This window comes from Streptomyces sp. CB01373, from assembly GCF_002803075.1.
Lineage (GTDB): Bacteria > Actinomycetota > Actinomycetes > Streptomycetales > Streptomycetaceae > Streptomyces.
The window spans coordinates 102,145-118,228 of the sequence record NZ_NNBK01000012.1; the positions used below are offsets into that span (position 1 = coordinate 102,145).

18 protein-coding genes are annotated in these 16,084 nt (G+C 73.7%); 9 read left to right on the top strand and 9 right to left on the bottom strand.

Annotation, left to right across the window (positions count from 1 at the left end; genetic code table 11):
- The first annotated feature begins 72 nt into the window (after positions 1-72).
- The 5 genes from CG719_RS20070 (at position 73) to CG719_RS20090 (ending at position 5,318) form a co-directional block, all read left to right on the top strand.
- Positions 73-846: a FadR/GntR family transcriptional regulator gene (locus tag CG719_RS20070; RefSeq protein ID WP_100570062.1), complete on the top strand. Its 774-nt coding sequence runs from the start codon at positions 73-75 to the stop codon at positions 844-846.
- Between the two features lie 364 nt (positions 847-1,210).
- Complete coding sequence (locus CG719_RS20075; protein WP_100570063.1) at positions 1,211-2,170, top strand: dihydrodipicolinate synthase family protein; 960 nt, start codon at positions 1,211-1,213, stop codon at positions 2,168-2,170.
- Positions 2,167-3,111: an ROK family protein gene (locus CG719_RS20080; RefSeq protein WP_100570064.1), complete on the top strand. Its 945-nt coding sequence runs from the start codon at positions 2,167-2,169 to the stop codon at positions 3,109-3,111. The genes CG719_RS20075 and CG719_RS20080 overlap by 4 nt, the downstream gene beginning before the upstream one ends.
- Positions 3,108-3,791, top strand: a complete 684-nt coding sequence (locus CG719_RS20085) for an N-acetylmannosamine-6-phosphate 2-epimerase (RefSeq protein ID WP_100570065.1) — start codon at positions 3,108-3,110, stop codon at positions 3,789-3,791. The genes CG719_RS20080 and CG719_RS20085 overlap by 4 nt, the downstream gene beginning before the upstream one ends.
- A 60-nt stretch (positions 3,792-3,851) precedes the next feature.
- A complete protein-coding gene (locus tag CG719_RS20090; protein ID WP_100570066.1) occupies positions 3,852-5,318 on the top strand; it encodes a sialate:H+ symport family MFS transporter in 1,467 nt (488 codons plus the stop codon).
- Between the two features lie 58 nt (positions 5,319-5,376).
- Here CG719_RS20090 and CG719_RS20095 read toward each other — a convergent pair whose 3' ends face one another.
- The 4 genes from CG719_RS20095 to CG719_RS35425 form a co-directional block, all read right to left on the bottom strand.
- Positions 5,377-5,904: an NUDIX hydrolase family protein gene (locus CG719_RS20095; RefSeq protein WP_199836716.1), complete on the bottom strand. Its 528-nt coding sequence runs from the start codon at positions 5,902-5,904 to the stop codon at positions 5,377-5,379.
- A gap of 70 nt (positions 5,905-5,974) precedes the next feature.
- Positions 5,975-7,153 carry an amidohydrolase family protein gene (locus CG719_RS20100; protein WP_100570068.1) on the bottom strand — a complete coding sequence of 393 codons (1,179 nt, stop codon included), beginning with the start codon at positions 7,151-7,153 and terminating at the stop codon, positions 5,975-5,977.
- Positions 7,153-8,556: a glutamine synthetase family protein gene (locus CG719_RS20105; RefSeq protein WP_100570069.1), complete on the bottom strand. Its 1,404-nt coding sequence runs from the start codon at positions 8,554-8,556 to the stop codon at positions 7,153-7,155. Before CG719_RS20105 ends, CG719_RS20100 begins: the two co-directional genes overlap by 1 nt.
- Before the next feature lie 48 nt (positions 8,557-8,604).
- Positions 8,605-8,769 (bottom strand): hypothetical protein, encoded by a 165-nt coding sequence (locus CG719_RS35425; RefSeq protein WP_159024904.1) that lies wholly within the window; start codon positions 8,767-8,769, stop codon positions 8,605-8,607.
- A gap of 287 nt (positions 8,770-9,056) precedes the next feature.
- Here CG719_RS35425 and CG719_RS20110 point away from each other — a divergent pair, with 287 nt between their 5' ends.
- Positions 9,057-9,941 carry a Cof-type HAD-IIB family hydrolase gene (locus CG719_RS20110; RefSeq protein WP_100570070.1) on the top strand — a complete coding sequence of 295 codons (885 nt, stop codon included), beginning with the start codon at positions 9,057-9,059 and terminating at the stop codon, positions 9,939-9,941.
- A gap of 45 nt (positions 9,942-9,986) precedes the next feature.
- Here the strand turns inward: CG719_RS20110 and CG719_RS20115 are convergent, their stop codons facing one another.
- The 4 genes from CG719_RS20115 to CG719_RS20130 form a co-directional block, all read right to left on the bottom strand.
- Positions 9,987-10,640: a DUF3566 domain-containing protein gene (locus CG719_RS20115; protein WP_100570071.1), complete on the bottom strand. Its 654-nt coding sequence runs from the start codon at positions 10,638-10,640 to the stop codon at positions 9,987-9,989.
- Positions 10,641-10,736: 96 nt separating this feature from the next.
- Positions 10,737-11,288, bottom strand: a complete 552-nt coding sequence (locus CG719_RS20120) for a hypothetical protein (protein WP_100570072.1) — start codon at positions 11,286-11,288, stop codon at positions 10,737-10,739.
- Between the two features lie 193 nt (positions 11,289-11,481).
- Positions 11,482-11,964: a Dps family protein gene (locus tag CG719_RS20125; protein WP_100570073.1), complete on the bottom strand. Its 483-nt coding sequence runs from the start codon at positions 11,962-11,964 to the stop codon at positions 11,482-11,484.
- A gap of 177 nt (positions 11,965-12,141) precedes the next feature.
- Positions 12,142-12,948 carry an alpha/beta fold hydrolase gene (locus tag CG719_RS20130; protein ID WP_100570074.1) on the bottom strand — a complete coding sequence of 269 codons (807 nt, stop codon included), beginning with the start codon at positions 12,946-12,948 and terminating at the stop codon, positions 12,142-12,144.
- Between the two features lie 62 nt (positions 12,949-13,010).
- Between CG719_RS20130 and CG719_RS20135 the strand changes: the two genes are divergently transcribed.
- On the top strand, positions 13,011-13,784 hold the full coding sequence (locus tag CG719_RS20135; RefSeq protein WP_100570075.1) for a sulfite exporter TauE/SafE family protein: 774 nt from the start codon (positions 13,011-13,013) through the stop codon (positions 13,782-13,784).
- A gap of 54 nt (positions 13,785-13,838) precedes the next feature.
- Here CG719_RS20135 and CG719_RS35845 read toward each other — a convergent pair whose 3' ends face one another.
- Positions 13,839-14,000 (bottom strand): hypothetical protein, encoded by a 162-nt coding sequence (locus tag CG719_RS35845; protein WP_199836694.1) that lies wholly within the window; start codon positions 13,998-14,000, stop codon positions 13,839-13,841.
- Positions 14,001-14,309: 309 nt separating this feature from the next.
- Between CG719_RS35845 and CG719_RS20140 the strand changes: the two genes are divergently transcribed.
- Both CG719_RS20140 and CG719_RS20145 read left to right on the top strand, forming a co-directional pair.
- On the top strand, positions 14,310-15,428 hold the full coding sequence (locus tag CG719_RS20140) for a serine/threonine-protein kinase (RefSeq protein ID WP_199836717.1): 1,119 nt from the start codon (positions 14,310-14,312) through the stop codon (positions 15,426-15,428).
- 70 nt (positions 15,429-15,498) lie between these two features.
- On the top strand, positions 15,499-15,969 hold the full coding sequence (locus tag CG719_RS20145; RefSeq protein ID WP_100570077.1) for an RpiB/LacA/LacB family sugar-phosphate isomerase: 471 nt from the start codon (positions 15,499-15,501) through the stop codon (positions 15,967-15,969).
- Positions 15,970-16,084: the final 115 nt, after the last annotated feature.

Below are 16,084 nucleotides of genomic sequence, written 5' to 3' on the forward strand. Positions count from 1 at the left end.
CGTCATCAGACGTCTGATGTCCGACCTTGATAGGCTGTGAAGGTAGCTTCATTGAGCAGAAGGGGTCAAGAGGTGAATTCGTCGCGTCCGCAAGAGGTCCGGGCGGCGGTCAGGCCGTCACTGCGTCAGGAGGTCTCGGAGGCGATCAAGAGCTACATCCTCGACAATCACCTCAAGCCGGGGGACCCGCTGCCGTCGGAGACGGAACTGTGCGCCGCCCTCGGCGCCAGCCGGTCCAGCATCCGCGAGGCCGTGAAGACCCTGGCGGTGCTGGACATCGTCGAGGTGCGGCGCGGTCATGGCACGTATGTCGGCCGGCTGAGTCTGTCCGCGCTGGTGGAGGGGCTGGCCTTCCGTGGCCTGCTCAGCCCCAAGGACGACTTCCGGATCCTGTCCGAGCTGATCGAGGTGCGGGAGCTGATCGAACGCGGCATGGCCGCGCGCATCATGGCGACGCTCGGGCCCGGGGATCTCGACGCCCTCGACGCCCTAGTCGACGAGATGGACCGGCGCGGCGCCCATGACGACCGCGGCTTCGCGGAATGCGACCGGTCCTTCCACGAGCGGCTGATGAAGCCGCTGGAGAACGAGCTGGTCAGCCAGCTCTCGCTGGCCTTCTGGGACGTCTACGCCATCGTCGCGCCCCAGTTGGAGGGCATCTCCGAGGAGGCCGAGGCGGGAACCATCGCCGATCACCGTGCCATCGTGCTGGCGGCTCGGCAGGGGGACGCCGAGGGCTTCGTGCACGCCCTCTCCGGCCACTACGCGCCGGTGCGCAGGCGGCTGGCGGAGGCGCAGGCGCACGCGGTCCGGGGCGCGGAGGGCGAGGTCGAGCGCACCGCCTGACGGATCACCGGAAGCCGCCCGAGCGCGCCGCCTTGCCGGTCGCCGGGAGTCGCCCGAGCGCGCCGCCTTGCCGGTCGCCGGGAGTCGCCCGAGCGCGCCGCCTTGCTGGTCGCCGGGAGTCGCCCGAGCGCGCCGCCTGACCGGTCGCCGGAAGCCGTGCGCCCGTACCGGCGGGCTCCGGACGTCGTTCCCCGCGCGGGACCTGCCGCCCGGGTCGGAGTCGAGAGTGTGAGCCATCCCCCTCTTGACCGACCCGGGCGGCCGCGTCTTATGGTTCAGACGTCAGACATCTGACGTCCCTTTCGTGGCCGGCTGCGATCCGCCGATCCCGCAGTTCCGTCACCCAGCCCATGGAGTAGCCCCCATGCCTCTGACCGCACCCCTGCGCGGAGTCGTCCCGCCCGTGTGCACCCCGCTCGACGCCCACGGCGAGGTCGACACGGCCTCCCTGGCCCGGCTGGTCGAGCACCTGCTCGGCGGCGGCGTCCACGGGCTCTTCGCCCTCGGCTCGACCAGCGAGGTCGCCTACCTCACCGACGAGCAGCGGGGCACCGCCCTGGAGACGGTGGTCAACGTGGTCGACGGACGGGTACCGGTCCTCGCCGGCGTCATCGACACCACCACGCCCCGCGTCCTCGACCACGCCCGCGAGGCGGCCCGGCTCGGCGCGGACGCCCTGGTCGTCACCGCGCCGTTCTACACCCGCACCCACCCCCGGGAGATCGCCGCCCACTTCCGCAGGATCCGCCAGACGGTGGACCTGCCGATGTTCGCCTACGACCTGCCGGTCTCCGTGCACAGCAAGCTGTCGCCCGCCCTGATCCTCGAACTGGCCGCCGACGGCACCCTGGCCGGACTCAAGGACAGCAGCGGCGACGAGGGATCCCTGCGCCGCCTGCTCGTCGCCCTCGGCGGACGCCAGGGCCGCGCCGAGGGACCCGCACCCGCCTTCTCCGTCCTCACCGGCTCCGAACTGACCGTGGACGCGGCCCTGCTGGCCGGCGCCGACGGCGTCGTCCCCGGCCTCGGCAACGTCGACCCCGCCGGCTACGTCCGGCTCTACGAGGCGGCCAGGGCCGGCGACTGGCCGCTGGCCGTCCAGGAGCAGGAGCGGCTCACCGGCCTGTTCGCCATGGTCGACGCGGGCCCCGAGGCCGAGATGGGCCGCAGCTCCTCCGCACTGGGCGCGTTCAAGGCGGCGCTGCGACTGCTGGGCGTCATCGACTGCGGCGACACCGCCTTCCCGCAGATCCAGCTCGGCGCCGCACCCGTCGCCGCGGTCGACGCGCGGCTGCGCGCCGCCGGGCTCACCCCGGTCCGATGACGCGGACCCCGGCCCCGGACACCACTCCCGTCATCGGACTCGACCTGGGCGGCACCAAGATCGCGGCCGCCCTGGTCGGCCCGGACGGCACGGTGCTGCGCCGGCACACCCGCCCGACACCGGCGCGGGCGGGCGCGCCGGCCGTGCTCGACGCGCTCGCCGCCGCGGCCCGCGAGGTGGACGACGGGGCCCGGGCGATCGGAGTCGCCGCCGCCGGAGTCGTGGACCCGCGCACCGGCATCGTCACCAGCGCCACCGACTCCATCACCGGATGGGCCGGCACCGCGCTGGCCGCGGGCCTGTCCGACCGTACGGGGCTGCCGGTCGCCTGCGACAACGACGTACGCGCCACGGCCGCCACCGAACTCGCCGAGGCCGGCGACCCGTACGCCTCCCTCGTCTACGTCGCCGTGGGCACCGGAGTCGGCGGCGCCGTCGCGGTGGACGGCCGGATGCTGCACGGCAGCGGCGGCATCGCGGGCCACCTCGGTCATGTGCCGAGCCCCGAGGCCACCGGCCTGCCCTGCACCTGCGGCGGCAGCGGCCACCTGGAGGCCATCGCCTCGGGGCCCGCGATCACCGCCCTTTACGAGCGCCTGAGCGGCCGCACCGCCGACCGCCTCCAGACCGTGGCGGAACGCGCCGCCGCGGGCGACGCCACCGCACGACAGGCCATCACCACCGGGGCGCGGGCCACGGGAAGCGCCGTCGGCGGACTGGCCAACGCGCTCGGCCCGCACCGCGTCGTGATCGGCGGCGGCGTACCCCGGATCGGCGACCTGTACTGGTCCGCGCTGACCGACGCCTTCCGCGCCGAGCTGATGGCCCCGCTGCGCCCACTGCGCCCGGTCGCTCCGCGCCTCGGCTCCGACGCGGCCGTCCTGGGGGCGGCCCTGCTCACCCGCACCGCGTCCCCGCACTTCACAGGAGGACCCCGATGACCACGACCCCCTCGCCCGTAGCCGCCGTCGCGGGCCGGCTGATCGTCTCCTGCCAGGCCCCCGAGGGCGACCCGATGCGCGACACCGCGACCCTGGTGCGGCTGGCGCGCTCGGCCGAGGCCGGCGGCGCCGCGGCCGTCCGCGTCAACGGCCCCGAGGTGGTGGCCGCCGTCGCCGCCGCCGTCTCCCTTCCCGTGATCGGGCTGTGGAAGGACGGCGACACCGGCGTCTACATCACCCCGACCGTGCGGCACGCCCTCGCCGTCGCCGAGGCCGGCGCCCACGTGGTCGCCGCGGACGCCACCGCCCGCCCGCGTCCGGACGACGGCTCCTTCGCCGACCTCGTGACCGCCGTGCACGCGGCGGGCGCCCTGGTCATGGCGGACGTCGCCACGCTGGAGGAAGGCGTGCTCGCCGCCCGGCAGGGCGCCGACTTCGTCTCCACCACCCTGTCGGGATACGCGCCCGGCTCCCCGCGCCAGTCCGGCCCGGACCTGGAGCTGGTCGCCGCCCTCGCCCGCGCGACCGGTACCCCGGTCGTCGCCGAGGGCCGGATCGGCACCCCCGAGGAGGCGGCCGAAGCGCTCGCCCGGGGCGCCCACAGCGTGGTCGTCGGCACCGCGATCACCGCCCCGACCGCCCTCACCCACCGCTTCGCGACGCACCTCACACGTCGATAGAGGCGTCTTTACCTTCCGACGGTGCTCGGCGACGAGTCCGTCCGGCATCCTGGAGCAACCGTGCACCACACCGCGCCATCCAAGCCGCCCTGGTTCCGCCAGGTGGGCCGCAGCCAGTGGAAGTCGTTCTTCGCCGCCTGGATCGGCTACGTCCTCGACGGCTTCGACTTCGTGCTGATCACCCTCGTCCTCACCGAGATCAGCGCCGACTTCCACCTCGACACCGTCCAGGCGGCGAGCCTGGTCTCCGCCGCGTTCATCACACGCTGGCTCGGCGGCGCGCTGCTCGGAGCCCTCGGTGACCGCTTCGGACGCAAGCTCTCGATGGTGGTCAGCATCCTGCTGTACTCCCTGGGCAGCTTCGCCTGCGGATTCGCCTGGGACTACACCAGCCTGTTCGTCGCCCGGCTCGTCATCGGCATGGGCATGGCGGGCGAGTACTCGTCCAGCGCCACCTACGTCATGGAGAGCTGGCCGGTGCGCATGCGCAACCGGGCCAGCGGCTTCCTGATCTCCGGCTACTCCGTGGGCACGGTGCTGGCCGCCCAGGTCTACAAGTGGGTCGTGCCGTCGCTCGGCTGGCGCTGGATGTTCTACCTCGGCCTGATCCCCGTCCTGATCGCGCTGTGGATGCGCCGCGCGCTGCCCGAGGCCGCCGAGTGGAAGGCCTCGGTCGCGGAGCGGCAGCAGCGGCCCAACCCCTTCCGCCCGCTGTTCGCCACCCGGACCAGGGGCACCGTCAACGTGGTGCTCGCGGTGGCGGCCACCGTCTCGCTCTTCGCGGTCTTCACCCCGCTGGGCGACGGTCTCGTACCGGTCCTGTCGGTGCTCGCCGCGGCCTGTCTGATCGCCTTCGCCGTGCAGCTCGGCGGCCGCCGCGGCTGGCTGCTGTACGTGTCGATGATCGTCACGATCTTCTTCGCGTTCCTGTACTCCTGGCCCATCCAGGCGCTGCTGCCCACCTATCTGAAGACCGACCTGGGCTACGACGCCGGCCAGGTCACCGACGCGCTCTACTACGCCGGCTTCGGCACGATGGCAGGCTGCTGGCTGGCCGGGTTCATGGGCGACTGGATCGGCACCAGGAAGGCGTACGCCTTCACCCTGCTGGCCTCACTGGCCTTCGTCTTCCCGGTCTTCGCGGTGCGGGACAGCCTGCCGCTGCTCGGTGTGCTGCTGTTCGTGCTCCAGGCCACCAGCTTCGGCATCTCCGGCCTGCTGCCCCGGTACATCGGCGGTCACTTCCCGACCCACACCCGGGCGGCCGCGCTGGGCTTCACCTACAACGTGGGTGCCCTGGGCGGCGCCGTGGCGCCCGTCCTCGGCGCCCGCCTCGCCTCCGGCATGGACCTGGGCCACGCGCTGGCCGTCCTCACCTTCGCCGGGACGATGATCGTCGTGGTCCTCGTCGGCTTCGACGTGCCGGGCCGGCTGGGCCGGCTCCTCGACCCGGACGGGCCGGCCGACCACCTCGTGACGGACGAGGACCGCGGCCCGGTCCCGGCCGCCCGCGCGAGCGCCGGCTAGCCGGCCGAGCCGGGGAGGGCGCCGCCGGTGATGCCGGCGGCGCCCTTCGCACAGCGCGTCAGTACGCCTGGCCCACGTGGGCCAGTGCCTGCTTGAGCAGCACCCCGTGCCCGCCCGGCATCTCGCCGTGGAGCGCGGCGGAGGCCGCCTCCTGCGGGCTGAACCAGACCAGGTCCAGCGCGTCCTGCCGGGGACGGCAGTCACCGGCGACCGGCACGACGTAGGCCAGCGACACGGCGTGCTGACGCGGATCGTGGTACGGCGTGATACCGGCCGTCGGGAAGTACTCCGCGACGGTGAACGGCTGGAGGGACGCCGGCACGCGGGGCAGTGCCACCGGGCCGAGGTCCTTCTCCAGATGCCGCAGCAGGGCGTCCCGCACGCGCTCGTGATGCAGCACCCGGCCGGAGACCAGGGTCCGGCTGACCGTTCCGTCCGGTCCGATGCGCAGCAGCAGTCCGATGCTGGTCACTTCACCGCTGTCGTCGACGCGCACCGGTACCGCCTCGACGTACAGGATCGGCATGCGGGCGCGCGCCGACTCCAGCTCGTCCGTGGTCAGCCAACCGGGCGTGGTTTCGGTCATGTCAGACATCGCTTGATCATACTTTCAGTGGTGCTCGATGGGGAGGTCGGTGGCGGGGAGACCGGCGTGGTCAGCCGGGGTCGTCGGGGGCGGTGAGGCCGGCCGGTCCGTAGACCCGCCGAGCGTTGTCCCGCCCCGTCCAGCGGGCGATCCGCAGCGCGTCCGCCGGGCTCAGCTCGTCGGTGTCCACCCGCTCCTGCAACAACCCGGCCAGGCCCTGCCGGAAGGCCACCGCGCCCAGGTGGTGGAACTCCGCCACACCGTAGGCGTCGGAGCTGTACAGCAGCTTGCGGAACGGCGTGATCTCCAGGGCCTCGGCGAGTACCGCCCGAGCCCGGGCGGGCCCCACGTGGTGCAGTGTCAGGCCCACGTCGAGGTACACGTGCTCGAACACGGCGGCCAGACAGGCGGCCTGGCGCTGATAGGGCCAGCAGTGCAGCAGCAGGACCGGGACCGTGCCGGCGGTCAGACGCAGCCAGTCGGTCAGAAGAGCGGGGTCCGCACGGTGCAGACGGATGTCACTGTCGCCGAACCCGGTGTGCAATTGGAGGGGCAGACCGAGGCCGACGGCCGTCCAGAGCAGATGCCGTACGAGCACCGGATCGTCGAGACGGTCGCCGCCGCGGGCGAGCCAGCCCGCCGCCGCCCGCGCGACCTCCTCCCGGCCGGGGCGGGCCGGGTCCAGGCCGAAGCCGGTGCGGTAGGCGGCCACCGACTTCACCGCGACCACGCCCGGCCGCCGCACGGCGTCCCGCGCGGCCGCGCGGAAGGCGGCACCGTACTCGCCGGGCTCGACGCCCCCGGCCGCCACGGCCTCCGCGACGCGCTCCAGGCGTACGACCTCGTACGCCACCGCGTCACCGCCCGCCGCGCCGGCCAGCTCCCGCGGGGTGGTGCCGGGCTCGGGAGCGAATCCGGTGTCGACGCAGAAGACGTCCGTGCCGCAGGCGCCGAGGAAGCGCCGGTTGACCTCCGCCGCGCCCAGCTCGGTGCGGCGGGCCAGATACTCCTCCGCGGGCGCGTGGCGCGGCAGGTCGAGGACCGGCGCGCAGTGGCGGCGCACGGCCACGCCGACCGGGCTGTCGAACGGCGAGATCCCGCTGCCGGGCCATGCCTCGCCCTCGGTGAGCAGGGACTCGAAGCCGGAACGGTCCAGGTCGGCGGTGACGACCCCGTGGCAGTGGTGATCCACGAGCGGCAGCGCCGCGAGCACCTCGTGGACCGCCGCGGCCCCGGCCGGCGCGCCCATCAGTAGACCCAGCGGTACGCCGCCGCGACCTGCTCGTCGTCCAGCCCCTCGACGGCCGCGATCTCACCCTGGCGCACCGCGGTGATCGCGTCGGCCAGGACCGGTCCGAGGGCGGCGCGCAACACGTCGTCCCCGCGGAACGCCGCGACCGCCTCCGCCAGTGAGACCGGCAGCCGCCGTACGCCCCGGGCCGCCGCTTCCGCCGCACCGAACCGCACCGGGTCCCCGGTGATCTCCTCGGGCAGGGAAGCGGAGGAGGCCGTGCCGTCAAGACCGGCGGCGATCAGGCAGCCCAGCGCCAGGTACGGGTTGGCCGCGAGGTCGACCGGTTTGACCTCCAGGTTGGCCGCCTGCCCGCGCTGCCCGCGGGTCCCGGTGACCACGCGCAGCGCGGCCTCCCGGGTCTCCCGGCCCCAGGCGGTGAACACCCCGGCCCACTGGGAGGGCCTGAGCCGGAGATAGCTGGCCGGGCTCGGCGCGGTCACCGCCGTCAGGGCGGGCAGGTGGGCGAGGAGACCGGCCGTGAAGGACTCGGCCTCCGGCGTCATGCCGTAGCGGCCCTCGCCCCCGGAGTGCAGGTTGGTCCCGTCGCGCCAGGCCGAGAGGTGGATGTGGCCGCCGTTGCCCACGCCCCGCGCGAGGACGGCCGGCGCGAAGGACACCTTCAGCCCGTGCCGCCCGGCCACCGCCCGCACGGTCTGCCGCACCAGCACGCTGCGGTCGGCCGCCGCCACCGGATCCAGCGCGCCGACGGACACCTCGAACTGACCGGCCGCGTACTCGGGGTGGAACTGGTCCACGTCCACGCCCTGCGCGGCGAGGGCCGCCAGCAGATCGGCGGCGCAGTCGCTGAGCTCCACCTGCCGGACGGCCCCGTACGCCGGACCCGACACCGCTGGCTCGAACGCGCCGCCGGGCGCGTCGCCCCGGCCGAAGGCCCACTCGACCTCGACGGCCGCCTTGAAGGTGAGGCCGTGCCGCCGCTCGGCCTCGGCGGTGATCCGGCGCAGGAACGTACGGCCGCACCCGGGGTGGCGCTCGCCCTCCTGCGTGATCCGGTCGACCGGGGCCCAGGCCCAGCCGGGCTGCCCGGACAGGGCCACCAGCCGGTCGAGGTCGGGGTAGAGCCGCAGATCGCCGTCGGGGGAGCCGAGGACGTCGGTGGTGACGATCGAGTCGTGCGCCAGGAAGGTGTCGAACACCGGGGACATGCCCACTCCCCAGGCGGCGGCCGAGGGCAGCTTCGCCGTCGGGACCGTCTTGACCCGGCCGATCCCCGCGGTGTCCACGTAGGCCAGGATGACGCCGTGCACGCCACGCCCGGCCAGTTCGCCGCTGAGCGCGGTGGCCCGCTCGACGTCGCCGGGACGCCCGCCGGGAACGGGGTCGGCAAGAGTGGTCATCGTCCTCCTCGACGGGCTCGGGCGAACCGGCGGCCGGCGCCGCCCGCGTCAGCGTTTCACGGCGACCGCGCCGAACCGCGGTACCGCGACGGGGGAGTCGCCGCCCGGACGCCACCGCGAGCACGGCACCGGGCCCGGCTCGACCAGGCCCTCGAGAGAGCCGGCCACCTCGGTGCGGGCGCGGGCGCCCGGCGGTGTGCGGCCTGCTCCCACGTCTGCGCTCCTGCCGTCGCTTTCCTGCTCACGTCCCTGTCGGCGGCCTGCCGCGGCCGACGCCGCCATTGTGCCGCCCGGTGATCACCGTGTCCGGGAATCGGCCGAACCCGGCCGGCCGGGCGGGCCCCGGTAGGCTGGCCGGGCCGTGGCGCCACGGCCCGACCGCCCCGGCCGACGACGGCCCGGAGCCGGTACGGCGTCCGCCATCGCACGCCCCGCGCACGGCAACGGAGCCGGCGCCCCACCACCGGACGCGCCTGCCGCGCCCGCCACGGAAAACGGACATGCCCAGCACACCCTCGCCCCTGCTCACCGCCTCCGAACCCGCCCCCGGGAACCTCACCGGCCCCGCCGGCATACGGCTGATCGTCACCGACATGGACGGCACGCTCCTGGACGACGCCAAGCGGCTCCCGGCCGGACTCTGGCCGACCCTGGCCGAACTGCGCCGCCGCGGTGTGCTGTTCAGCCCCGCGAGCGGCCGCCAGTACGCCACGCTGGCCGAGCAGTTCGCCGGCCATGACGAGGGCATGGTGTTCATCGCGGAGAACGGGACCTATGTCGTCCGGGACGGCGTGGAACTGAGCTCCGACCCTCTGGACCCGGCCGTCGCGGCCCGTCTGATCGGGGCCGTACGGCAACTCGCCGCCGGGGGCGTGGACGTGGGCGCCGTGGTCTGCGGCAAGCGGTCGGCCTACGTGGAGCGGACCGACGAGGCGTTCCTGGCGGAGGTCCGCAAGTACTACGTACGGCACCGGATCGTGCCGGACGCGGCGGCCGTGGACGACGACATCATCAAGGTGGCCCTGTTCGACTTCGGGTCGGCCGAGCGGACCACCGCCCCGGCGCTGGCGCCGTTCGCCGGCACCCACCAGGTCGTCGTCTCGGGCGAGCACTGGGTCGACGTCATGAACCGCACCGCCGACAAGGGCGCCGCCCTGCGCCGGCTCCAGCGCGACCTGGGGATCACGCCCGCGCAGACCCTGGTGTTCGGCGACTACCTCAACGACCTGGAGATGCTGGACGCCGCCGAGTGGTCGTTCGCCATGGCCAACGCCCACCCCGAGGTCATCGGCCGGGCCCGCCACCTGGCCCCGTCCAACAACGACAACGGTGTCCTGCGCACCATCGCGCGCCTGCTGCACCTGCCGCCCGTCGCCGGCGACTGACCGGCCGGCGCCCGGAGCGGGGCGGAGTCCGGGCCGTGGGGCCTGTCAGCCGGAAGTGGTCTCCTCGACCCGGGCGTCCGGGTCGTCCCGGTCCCCGCGCGCACGCTCGTCGTGACCGCTGCCTCGACCAGGCCCTTGGCCGCGCCCGCCGTCCCGGTCGTGCCCGGTGGCCCGGCCCTTCAGCCGCCGCCACGCGTCGCCGCAGTGGTCGACGAACTCGACGTAGCGCGCACCCCATCCCGGCGGCGGGAATCCCACCCGAGCCTGGAGCCTGCGGAACACCCGGCCGACGTCCGGCAGCAACTCGGGCCGCGGGCCCGAGCCCGCCGCCGCGTCGTCGGCCAGGGTCAGATGGACACCCCCGGCGTACTGGGAGGACATGTTGTAGAGGAACGCGCCCAGGGTCGCCAGGGCCGTACCCAGAACGACCTCCAGGGTGACGACACCGGCGGCGATGACGAGCGTCCAGCCGAACGAGGGCCAGGCCTCCGGGTCCAGCGCGGTCAGCATGGCCCAGACGAGCACCATGGTGACGAGCACACAGGCCCCCAGCCCCAGCAGCACCAGACAGCTCGTCGTCATCACCGACCAGGGATCGGCCCGCGAGACGCGCATGCGTATCGCGGACGGCCGCTGCGGGTCGGGCCGCTGCCCGGAGGCGGCCTCGGTGCCGTCCTCCTGGTGCTCGGCTGTGCTCATGCCGTGCTCCTCACGGTGGGCGCGACCGCCCGCGCGGCGTGCATGGCGGCGGCCGGGCCGTGGTGGGGCGGTGCGGAAAACGGGCGGGTGCGGGAATCAGGCGGTGGCGCCGCGGTGCGTGGCCGCGGTGACGATGTGGTGGCGGGTGACACGGCCGATCTCGTGCCAGAACGGCTTCGCCGTCAGGTAGGCGCCCAGCACGGAGAGAACTCCGAGGGACACGTCGACGCTGATCCGGCCCTGCTTGGCCCAGTAGACGTCCTGAAGGTCCAGCAGGAGGGCGAACTCGTCGCAGATGAGCGCGGTGCCGCAGCCGTACGCGGCCGCGACGGCGGGGTGCCCGACCGCGCGTTCGTCACCGCGTACGGCGATCAGGCCCACGCCCGTGAGGGTGGCGATGCCGATGTTGTAGTGGTGCACGTGCTCGCCGCCGGCGGAGATGTTGCCCCAGGGCAGCCAGCCGCCCCGGATGCCGTGCGTGATGACGCGGACCGTGCCGAAGGTGACCCCGAAGGAGATCCACGTGATCAGCAACGACCGTTGCAGCGGGGTCAGACGCCGGTCCGCCGTCTCACTCCATCTGCTGATGAGCAGGGGCCGGTCCCGGTCCCGACGCCGGCCGCGCCTGCGTGCTTCGGTGAGTCTCATCGCTGACCGGCCTCCCACGCCGAACCGGCACCCGCGAACGGCGTGCGAGCCGTCCCGGACACCGCCACTGGTGTGCCCTGTCGACGTTAGGCGCGGGGCCCTCGTCCCGCATGCCCGTGACCGCGGGACGGGGCCGCTCGGGTGACGGCGGCGGTGCGCACGCCGGCCCGAGGGGCCCTCCGCCGTACGGGGTTCAGCCGCGCTCGCTCACGTTCTCGGCGGCGAACATCCAGTGCTGCTTCTCCAGTTCGGCGGTGATCGTGATCAGCAGGTCCTGGGTGACCGGGTCGGGCTTCTCCGTCGCGTCGACGCGCTCGCGCAGCCGCTTGATGGCCGTCTCCAGGGACTCGACCATGATCTCCACGACCTCCGCGTCGCGCACCCAGCCGTCCTTGGGGCCGGGCAGCGTGAAGGCCGAGGCGATCGTCTCCGGGCGTCCGTCCGGCGGCACCCCGAGTGCGGCGGCGCGCTCGGCGACCGTGTCGGCGAACTCGCGGGCCGCCGCCACCACCTCGTCAAGCTGGAGGTGGATGGACCGGAACCGCGGTCCGATGATGTTCCAGTGTGCCTGCTTCCCGATCAGGGAGAGCCCGAGAAGGTCCACGAGAGTGCTCTGCAGCGCGTCCCCGGTGACCTGAAGGGCCGAGTCGGAGATCGTGCTCTTCACGACAGTCATACGGTGGTTCTCCTTGGGGGTCGTCTCTGGCGGTACGGAGCGGTGCGACGCGTTCGTCCTCGCCGGTCCCGCCCACGCTGCGCGACCGCTCCCTGCAGGCGCGGGTGCCCTCGCCGCGAGGGAGCAAACAACCGCTTGCCCCAGGTGGGACGCCCCTTTCCGTCCGAAAGGCGGCGTTCAGCGCGCGAGCACGCGGTCCAGGAAATCCGTCATGCCGGCGTACACCTCCGCGCGGTTGGTCTCCAGGAACACCTCGTGCCGGGCGCCCGGGTGGATCCGCTCGGTCAGTGTGCCGCCCAGCCGCTCGATCCCGACCCGGCTCCCCTGGAGCGGGACCAGCCGGTCGTCGCCGCCGTGCAGCCACAGCACGGGCAGGTCCCCGACGTCGCCGCCCTCGGCGACGGCCTCCAGGGTCCACGCGAACGCCTCGACCGTCGGCCGCTTCATCGGGCCGTGCCAGACGAGCGGGTCCGCCGCGTACGCCGCACCCACCGCCGGGTCCCGGGACAGCGCGGCCGGGCTGACCGGCGTGTCGGGGATCTCGTCCAGGGCCAGCAGCCTGCCGGGCAGCTCCCAGGCGCCGACGACCGGCCCGGACAGCACGAGCGCGGCGAGTTCCCCGCCGTGACGCTGGGCGTAGCGGGCGGAGACCAGCCCGCCCATGGAGTGGCCGATCAGCACGAGCGGCAGTCCGGGGTGCGCGGCGCGGGCGAGATCCGCCACGGCGCGCACGTCGGTGACGACGTCCTCGAAGTCCTCGACGACCACCCGCTCGCCCGCCGACTTGCCGTGGCCCATGTGGTCGGGTCCGTAGACGACCGCGCCGTGCGCCGTCAGCGCGCGGGCGGGCTCCTCGTAGCGGCCGGAGTGCTCGCCGTACCCGTGCACCAGGAGCGCGATGTACCGCGGCCGCGGGTGCGGCCACTCGCGGACGGCGAGGGCGCCCCGGGTGCCGGTCAGGACGTGCTCACGGACGTCGGCCATGGCTCCTCCAGGTGGGACTTCCTTACGCCCCGCACTTGTCAGGACATAACATCGGTCACCGCATGAACACGATGACGCTCTGGAACATATCCGGGTGGGGATTCGCCGCGCTCGCCTTCGCGGCCCTGCTCGTCGGCTTCTCGAAGACCGCAGTCAGCGGGGCCAACACGGTCAGCCTCGCCGTCTTCGCGGCCGTCCTGCCCGCCCGCGCCTCCACCGGTGTATTGCTGCCGGTCCTGATCGCCGGCGACATCCTCGCCGTCCTCACCTACCGGCGGCACGCCCACTGGCCCACGCTGTGGCGGCTGTTCCCGGCGGTCGCGGCGGGAGTGGTCGTGGGCACCGTGTTCCTGATGTGGGCCGACGACGGGGTGGTACGGACGTCGATCGGGGCGATCCTGCTGTTCATGGCGGGGGTGACGGTGTGGCGGCGGCGCGGCGCCGGCCGGGAGGAGGCGCCGGACCCGGTCACCACCCGTCCGGGCCGCCTCAAGGCCCGCTCCTACGGTGTCCTCGGCGGCTTCACCACCATGGTCGCCAACGCGGGCGGCCCGGTGATGTCGCTGTACCTGCTCTCCGCGGGCTTCCGTAAGCTCGGCTTCCTGGGCACGTCGGCGTTCTTCTTCCTCATCGTCAACGTCTCCAAGGTGCCCTTCAGCGCCGGTCTCGGCCTGATCGACGGCCGCTCGCTGCTCCTGGACGCCGTGCTCGTGGTCTTCGTCGTGCCCGGCGCGCTGCTCGGCAAGTGGGCGGTGCACCACATCAACCAGCGGCTGTTCGAACAGCTGGTGATCGCGGCCACCGTCGTGGGCGGACTGCAGCTTCTGCTGCGCTAGCCGGCCGTCCGGCCGCGAGGCCGTCCGGTCAGGTCGTCCGGTCAGGCCGCCCGGTCAGGTCGTCCGGTCCGCGCGGGCCAGCGCCGCTCGGAAGCGGTCGTAGCGCTCCACCTCCCCCACGTCGTCGGCGCGCCGCGGCCGTCCCGCGACGACGCCCCAGACGCTCGCCATGAACGCCGTCGCCAGCGGGATGAGCAGCCATGTCAGAGGGGTCACCGTTCGTCCTCTCCTTCCCGAGTGGATCAGCCGGGTAGGGCGACGATGACATACATGATCAGCTCTACATATTTGTATGACGATCGACTCCCCGGCTTTTCACCCGGAGGGCCCCGGTCCCGAATTCCGAAGGTTTCTTGTCCGGACAATCCGGCTGGTATGGCAGGGCAGGGTCGGGAGCGCCCCGCGTGATCGTTAAGATGAGCCGCGGTTGCCGCGACCCGTATGCGCTGCCCGGCCGCTGCCGCGCCCGCTGCGGGGAGCGGTCGTGAGGGCGGGAATTCGGGGATCTTGAGGGCGGGGTTACGGGTGCTGGTGGCGGGGCGGTACCGGCTGCAGACGGTCATCGGGCGCGGCGGAATGGGCGAGGTCTGGCGAGGCCTCGACGAGGTGCTCGGCAGACCGATCGCGGTCAAACTGCTGCTGAACGACGGATCGGACGCCTCGGCCGAGGCCCGGTTCAGACTGGAGGCGCAGACCTCGGCCCGGCTGAACCACCCGCACGTGGTCGGCACGCTCGACTTCGGTGCCTGGGAGGACCGCTGCTTCCTCGTGATGGAACTGATCGAGGGCGACAGCCTGGCCGGTGAGCTGACCGCCGGCGGCCCGCTCACACCGGAACGGCTGGCCCAGGTGGCCCAGCACTCGGCGGAGGGTCTCGCCGCGGCGCACGCCCAGGGCATCGTGCACCGGGACGTCAAGCCCGGCAACCTGCTCAGCGACCAGCAGGGCAGCGTCCGCATCGCCGACTTCGGCATCGCCCGCTTCGTCGACGACCCCTCCGGCGCGCTCACCACCGCCGGACAGATCGTCGGCACCGGCCTCTACCTGGCGCCCGAACGCTGCATCGGCACCCCGGCGAGCGCGGCCTCCGACATGTACTCCCTGGGCTGCGTGCTCTACCACCTGGCCGTCGGCTCCCCGCCCTTCGAGGCGTCGACCGCGACCGCCCTGCTCTACCAGCACGTCGACGCCGCGCCCGTACCGCCGCACCAGCGGGGCGCGGCGCTGCCGCCCGCCTTCGAGGCGTACCTGCTGAGCATGCTGGCCAAACGGCCGGAGGAACGGCCCACGGCCCAGCAGGCCGCGGACTGGTTCGCGGGCGGCGCGTGGCGCGGCGTGCCCGAGCCGCTTCCCCCGGAGCAGTGGGGCGGCGGCGGGGGCCACGGGCAGCACCGCGGTCCGAGCCAGCGCGGCACCGCCCCCTCGCACCGCCGTGCCGCCGCCGCTCCCGCCCCCGCACGTACGGGGGCCGCGTCAGGGGGCACCGCCATGGACTCCGGCGGCTGGAACACCAGCGTGCACCGGGTGCCCCCGCGCAGACCCGGCGTGCGCTCCTCGCTGCGCCGCCACTTCCGCGTGGCCGCCCTCGTGGGCGGCGCCGTCCTGTTCGTCTCCGCCGTGCTCGCCGGGATGTCGTGGTTCTAGCCGCTCCTACGGGTCGGGGCGGAGCGGGCGCCCCTGGAGTCCGGACGGCGCGCTGAGTAGTCTCCGGCACATGCGGATCTCCGTCTCCTCGGACATGGCCGAACCCGTCGCCCGCTCACTGGTCGCCCTGCTGCGTGAGCGCGGGCACGAGGTGGTGACCCACGGCGCGCTGCGCCCCGGGGACGATCCCCAGTGGGCGGCGTGTTCGGCCGCCGCGGCCCGTGATGTCGCCGAGGGGCGCTCGGACCAGGCCGTCGTGTGCTGCTGGACCGGCACGGGCGCGTCCATCGCCGCGAACAAGGTCCCGGGCGTACGGGCCGCTCTGTGCACCGACGCCTACACGGCGGACGGCGCCCGCCGCTGGAACGACGCCAATGTGCTGGCGCTCGGCCTGCGGCTGACCTCCGAACCGCTCCTCAAGGAGATCCTCGACGCCTGGTTCACCGCCGCGCCGAGCGAGGACGCCGAGGACCGGGAGAACGTCGCCCGCGTGGGACGCCTGGACCTCCGGCGGGACGAGACGCGGGGCGACCGGCCCTGAAGCCTCCCGGCTAGTGCTGTGGCCGGAAAGGTTTGCCGGAAAGCTCGCGGTGTCCGGTGCGGTACATCGCAAGGCGGAGCATCGCCCGCGTACTGGATGTACTCGGGTGATGCGA

Bases quoted from the DNA above. Each gene is read 5' to 3' on its own strand.
- CG719_RS20075 (WP_100570063.1), top strand. From the start codon at position 1,211: ATGCCTCTGACCGCACCCCTGCGCGGAGTCGTCCCGCCCGTGTGCACC.
- CG719_RS20080 (WP_100570064.1), top strand. From the start codon at position 2,167: ATGACGCGGACCCCGGCCCCGGACACCACTCCCGTCATCGGACTCGAC.
- CG719_RS20085 (WP_100570065.1), top strand. From the start codon at position 3,108: ATGACCACGACCCCCTCGCCCGTAGCCGCCGTCGCGGGCCGGCTGATC.
- CG719_RS20095 (WP_199836716.1), bottom strand. From the start codon at position 5,904: ATGACCGAAACCACGCCCGGTTGGCTGACCACGGACGAGCTGGAGTCG.
- CG719_RS20100 (WP_100570068.1), bottom strand. From the start codon at position 7,153: ATGGGCGCGCCGGCCGGGGCCGCGGCGGTCCACGAGGTGCTCGCGGCG.
- CG719_RS20105 (WP_100570069.1), bottom strand. From the start codon at position 8,556: ATGACCACTCTTGCCGACCCCGTTCCCGGCGGGCGTCCCGGCGACGTC.
- CG719_RS20110 (WP_100570070.1), top strand. From the start codon at position 9,057: ATGCCCAGCACACCCTCGCCCCTGCTCACCGCCTCCGAACCCGCCCCC.
- CG719_RS20115 (WP_100570071.1), bottom strand. From the start codon at position 10,640: ATGAGCACAGCCGAGCACCAGGAGGACGGCACCGAGGCCGCCTCCGGG.
- CG719_RS20120 (WP_100570072.1), bottom strand. From the start codon at position 11,288: ATGAGACTCACCGAAGCACGCAGGCGCGGCCGGCGTCGGGACCGGGAC.
- CG719_RS20125 (WP_100570073.1), bottom strand. From the start codon at position 11,964: ATGACTGTCGTGAAGAGCACGATCTCCGACTCGGCCCTTCAGGTCACC.
- CG719_RS20130 (WP_100570074.1), bottom strand. From the start codon at position 12,948: ATGGCCGACGTCCGTGAGCACGTCCTGACCGGCACCCGGGGCGCCCTC.
- CG719_RS20135 (WP_100570075.1), top strand. From the start codon at position 13,011: ATGAACACGATGACGCTCTGGAACATATCCGGGTGGGGATTCGCCGCG.
- CG719_RS20145 (WP_100570077.1), top strand. From the start codon at position 15,499: ATGCGGATCTCCGTCTCCTCGGACATGGCCGAACCCGTCGCCCGCTCA.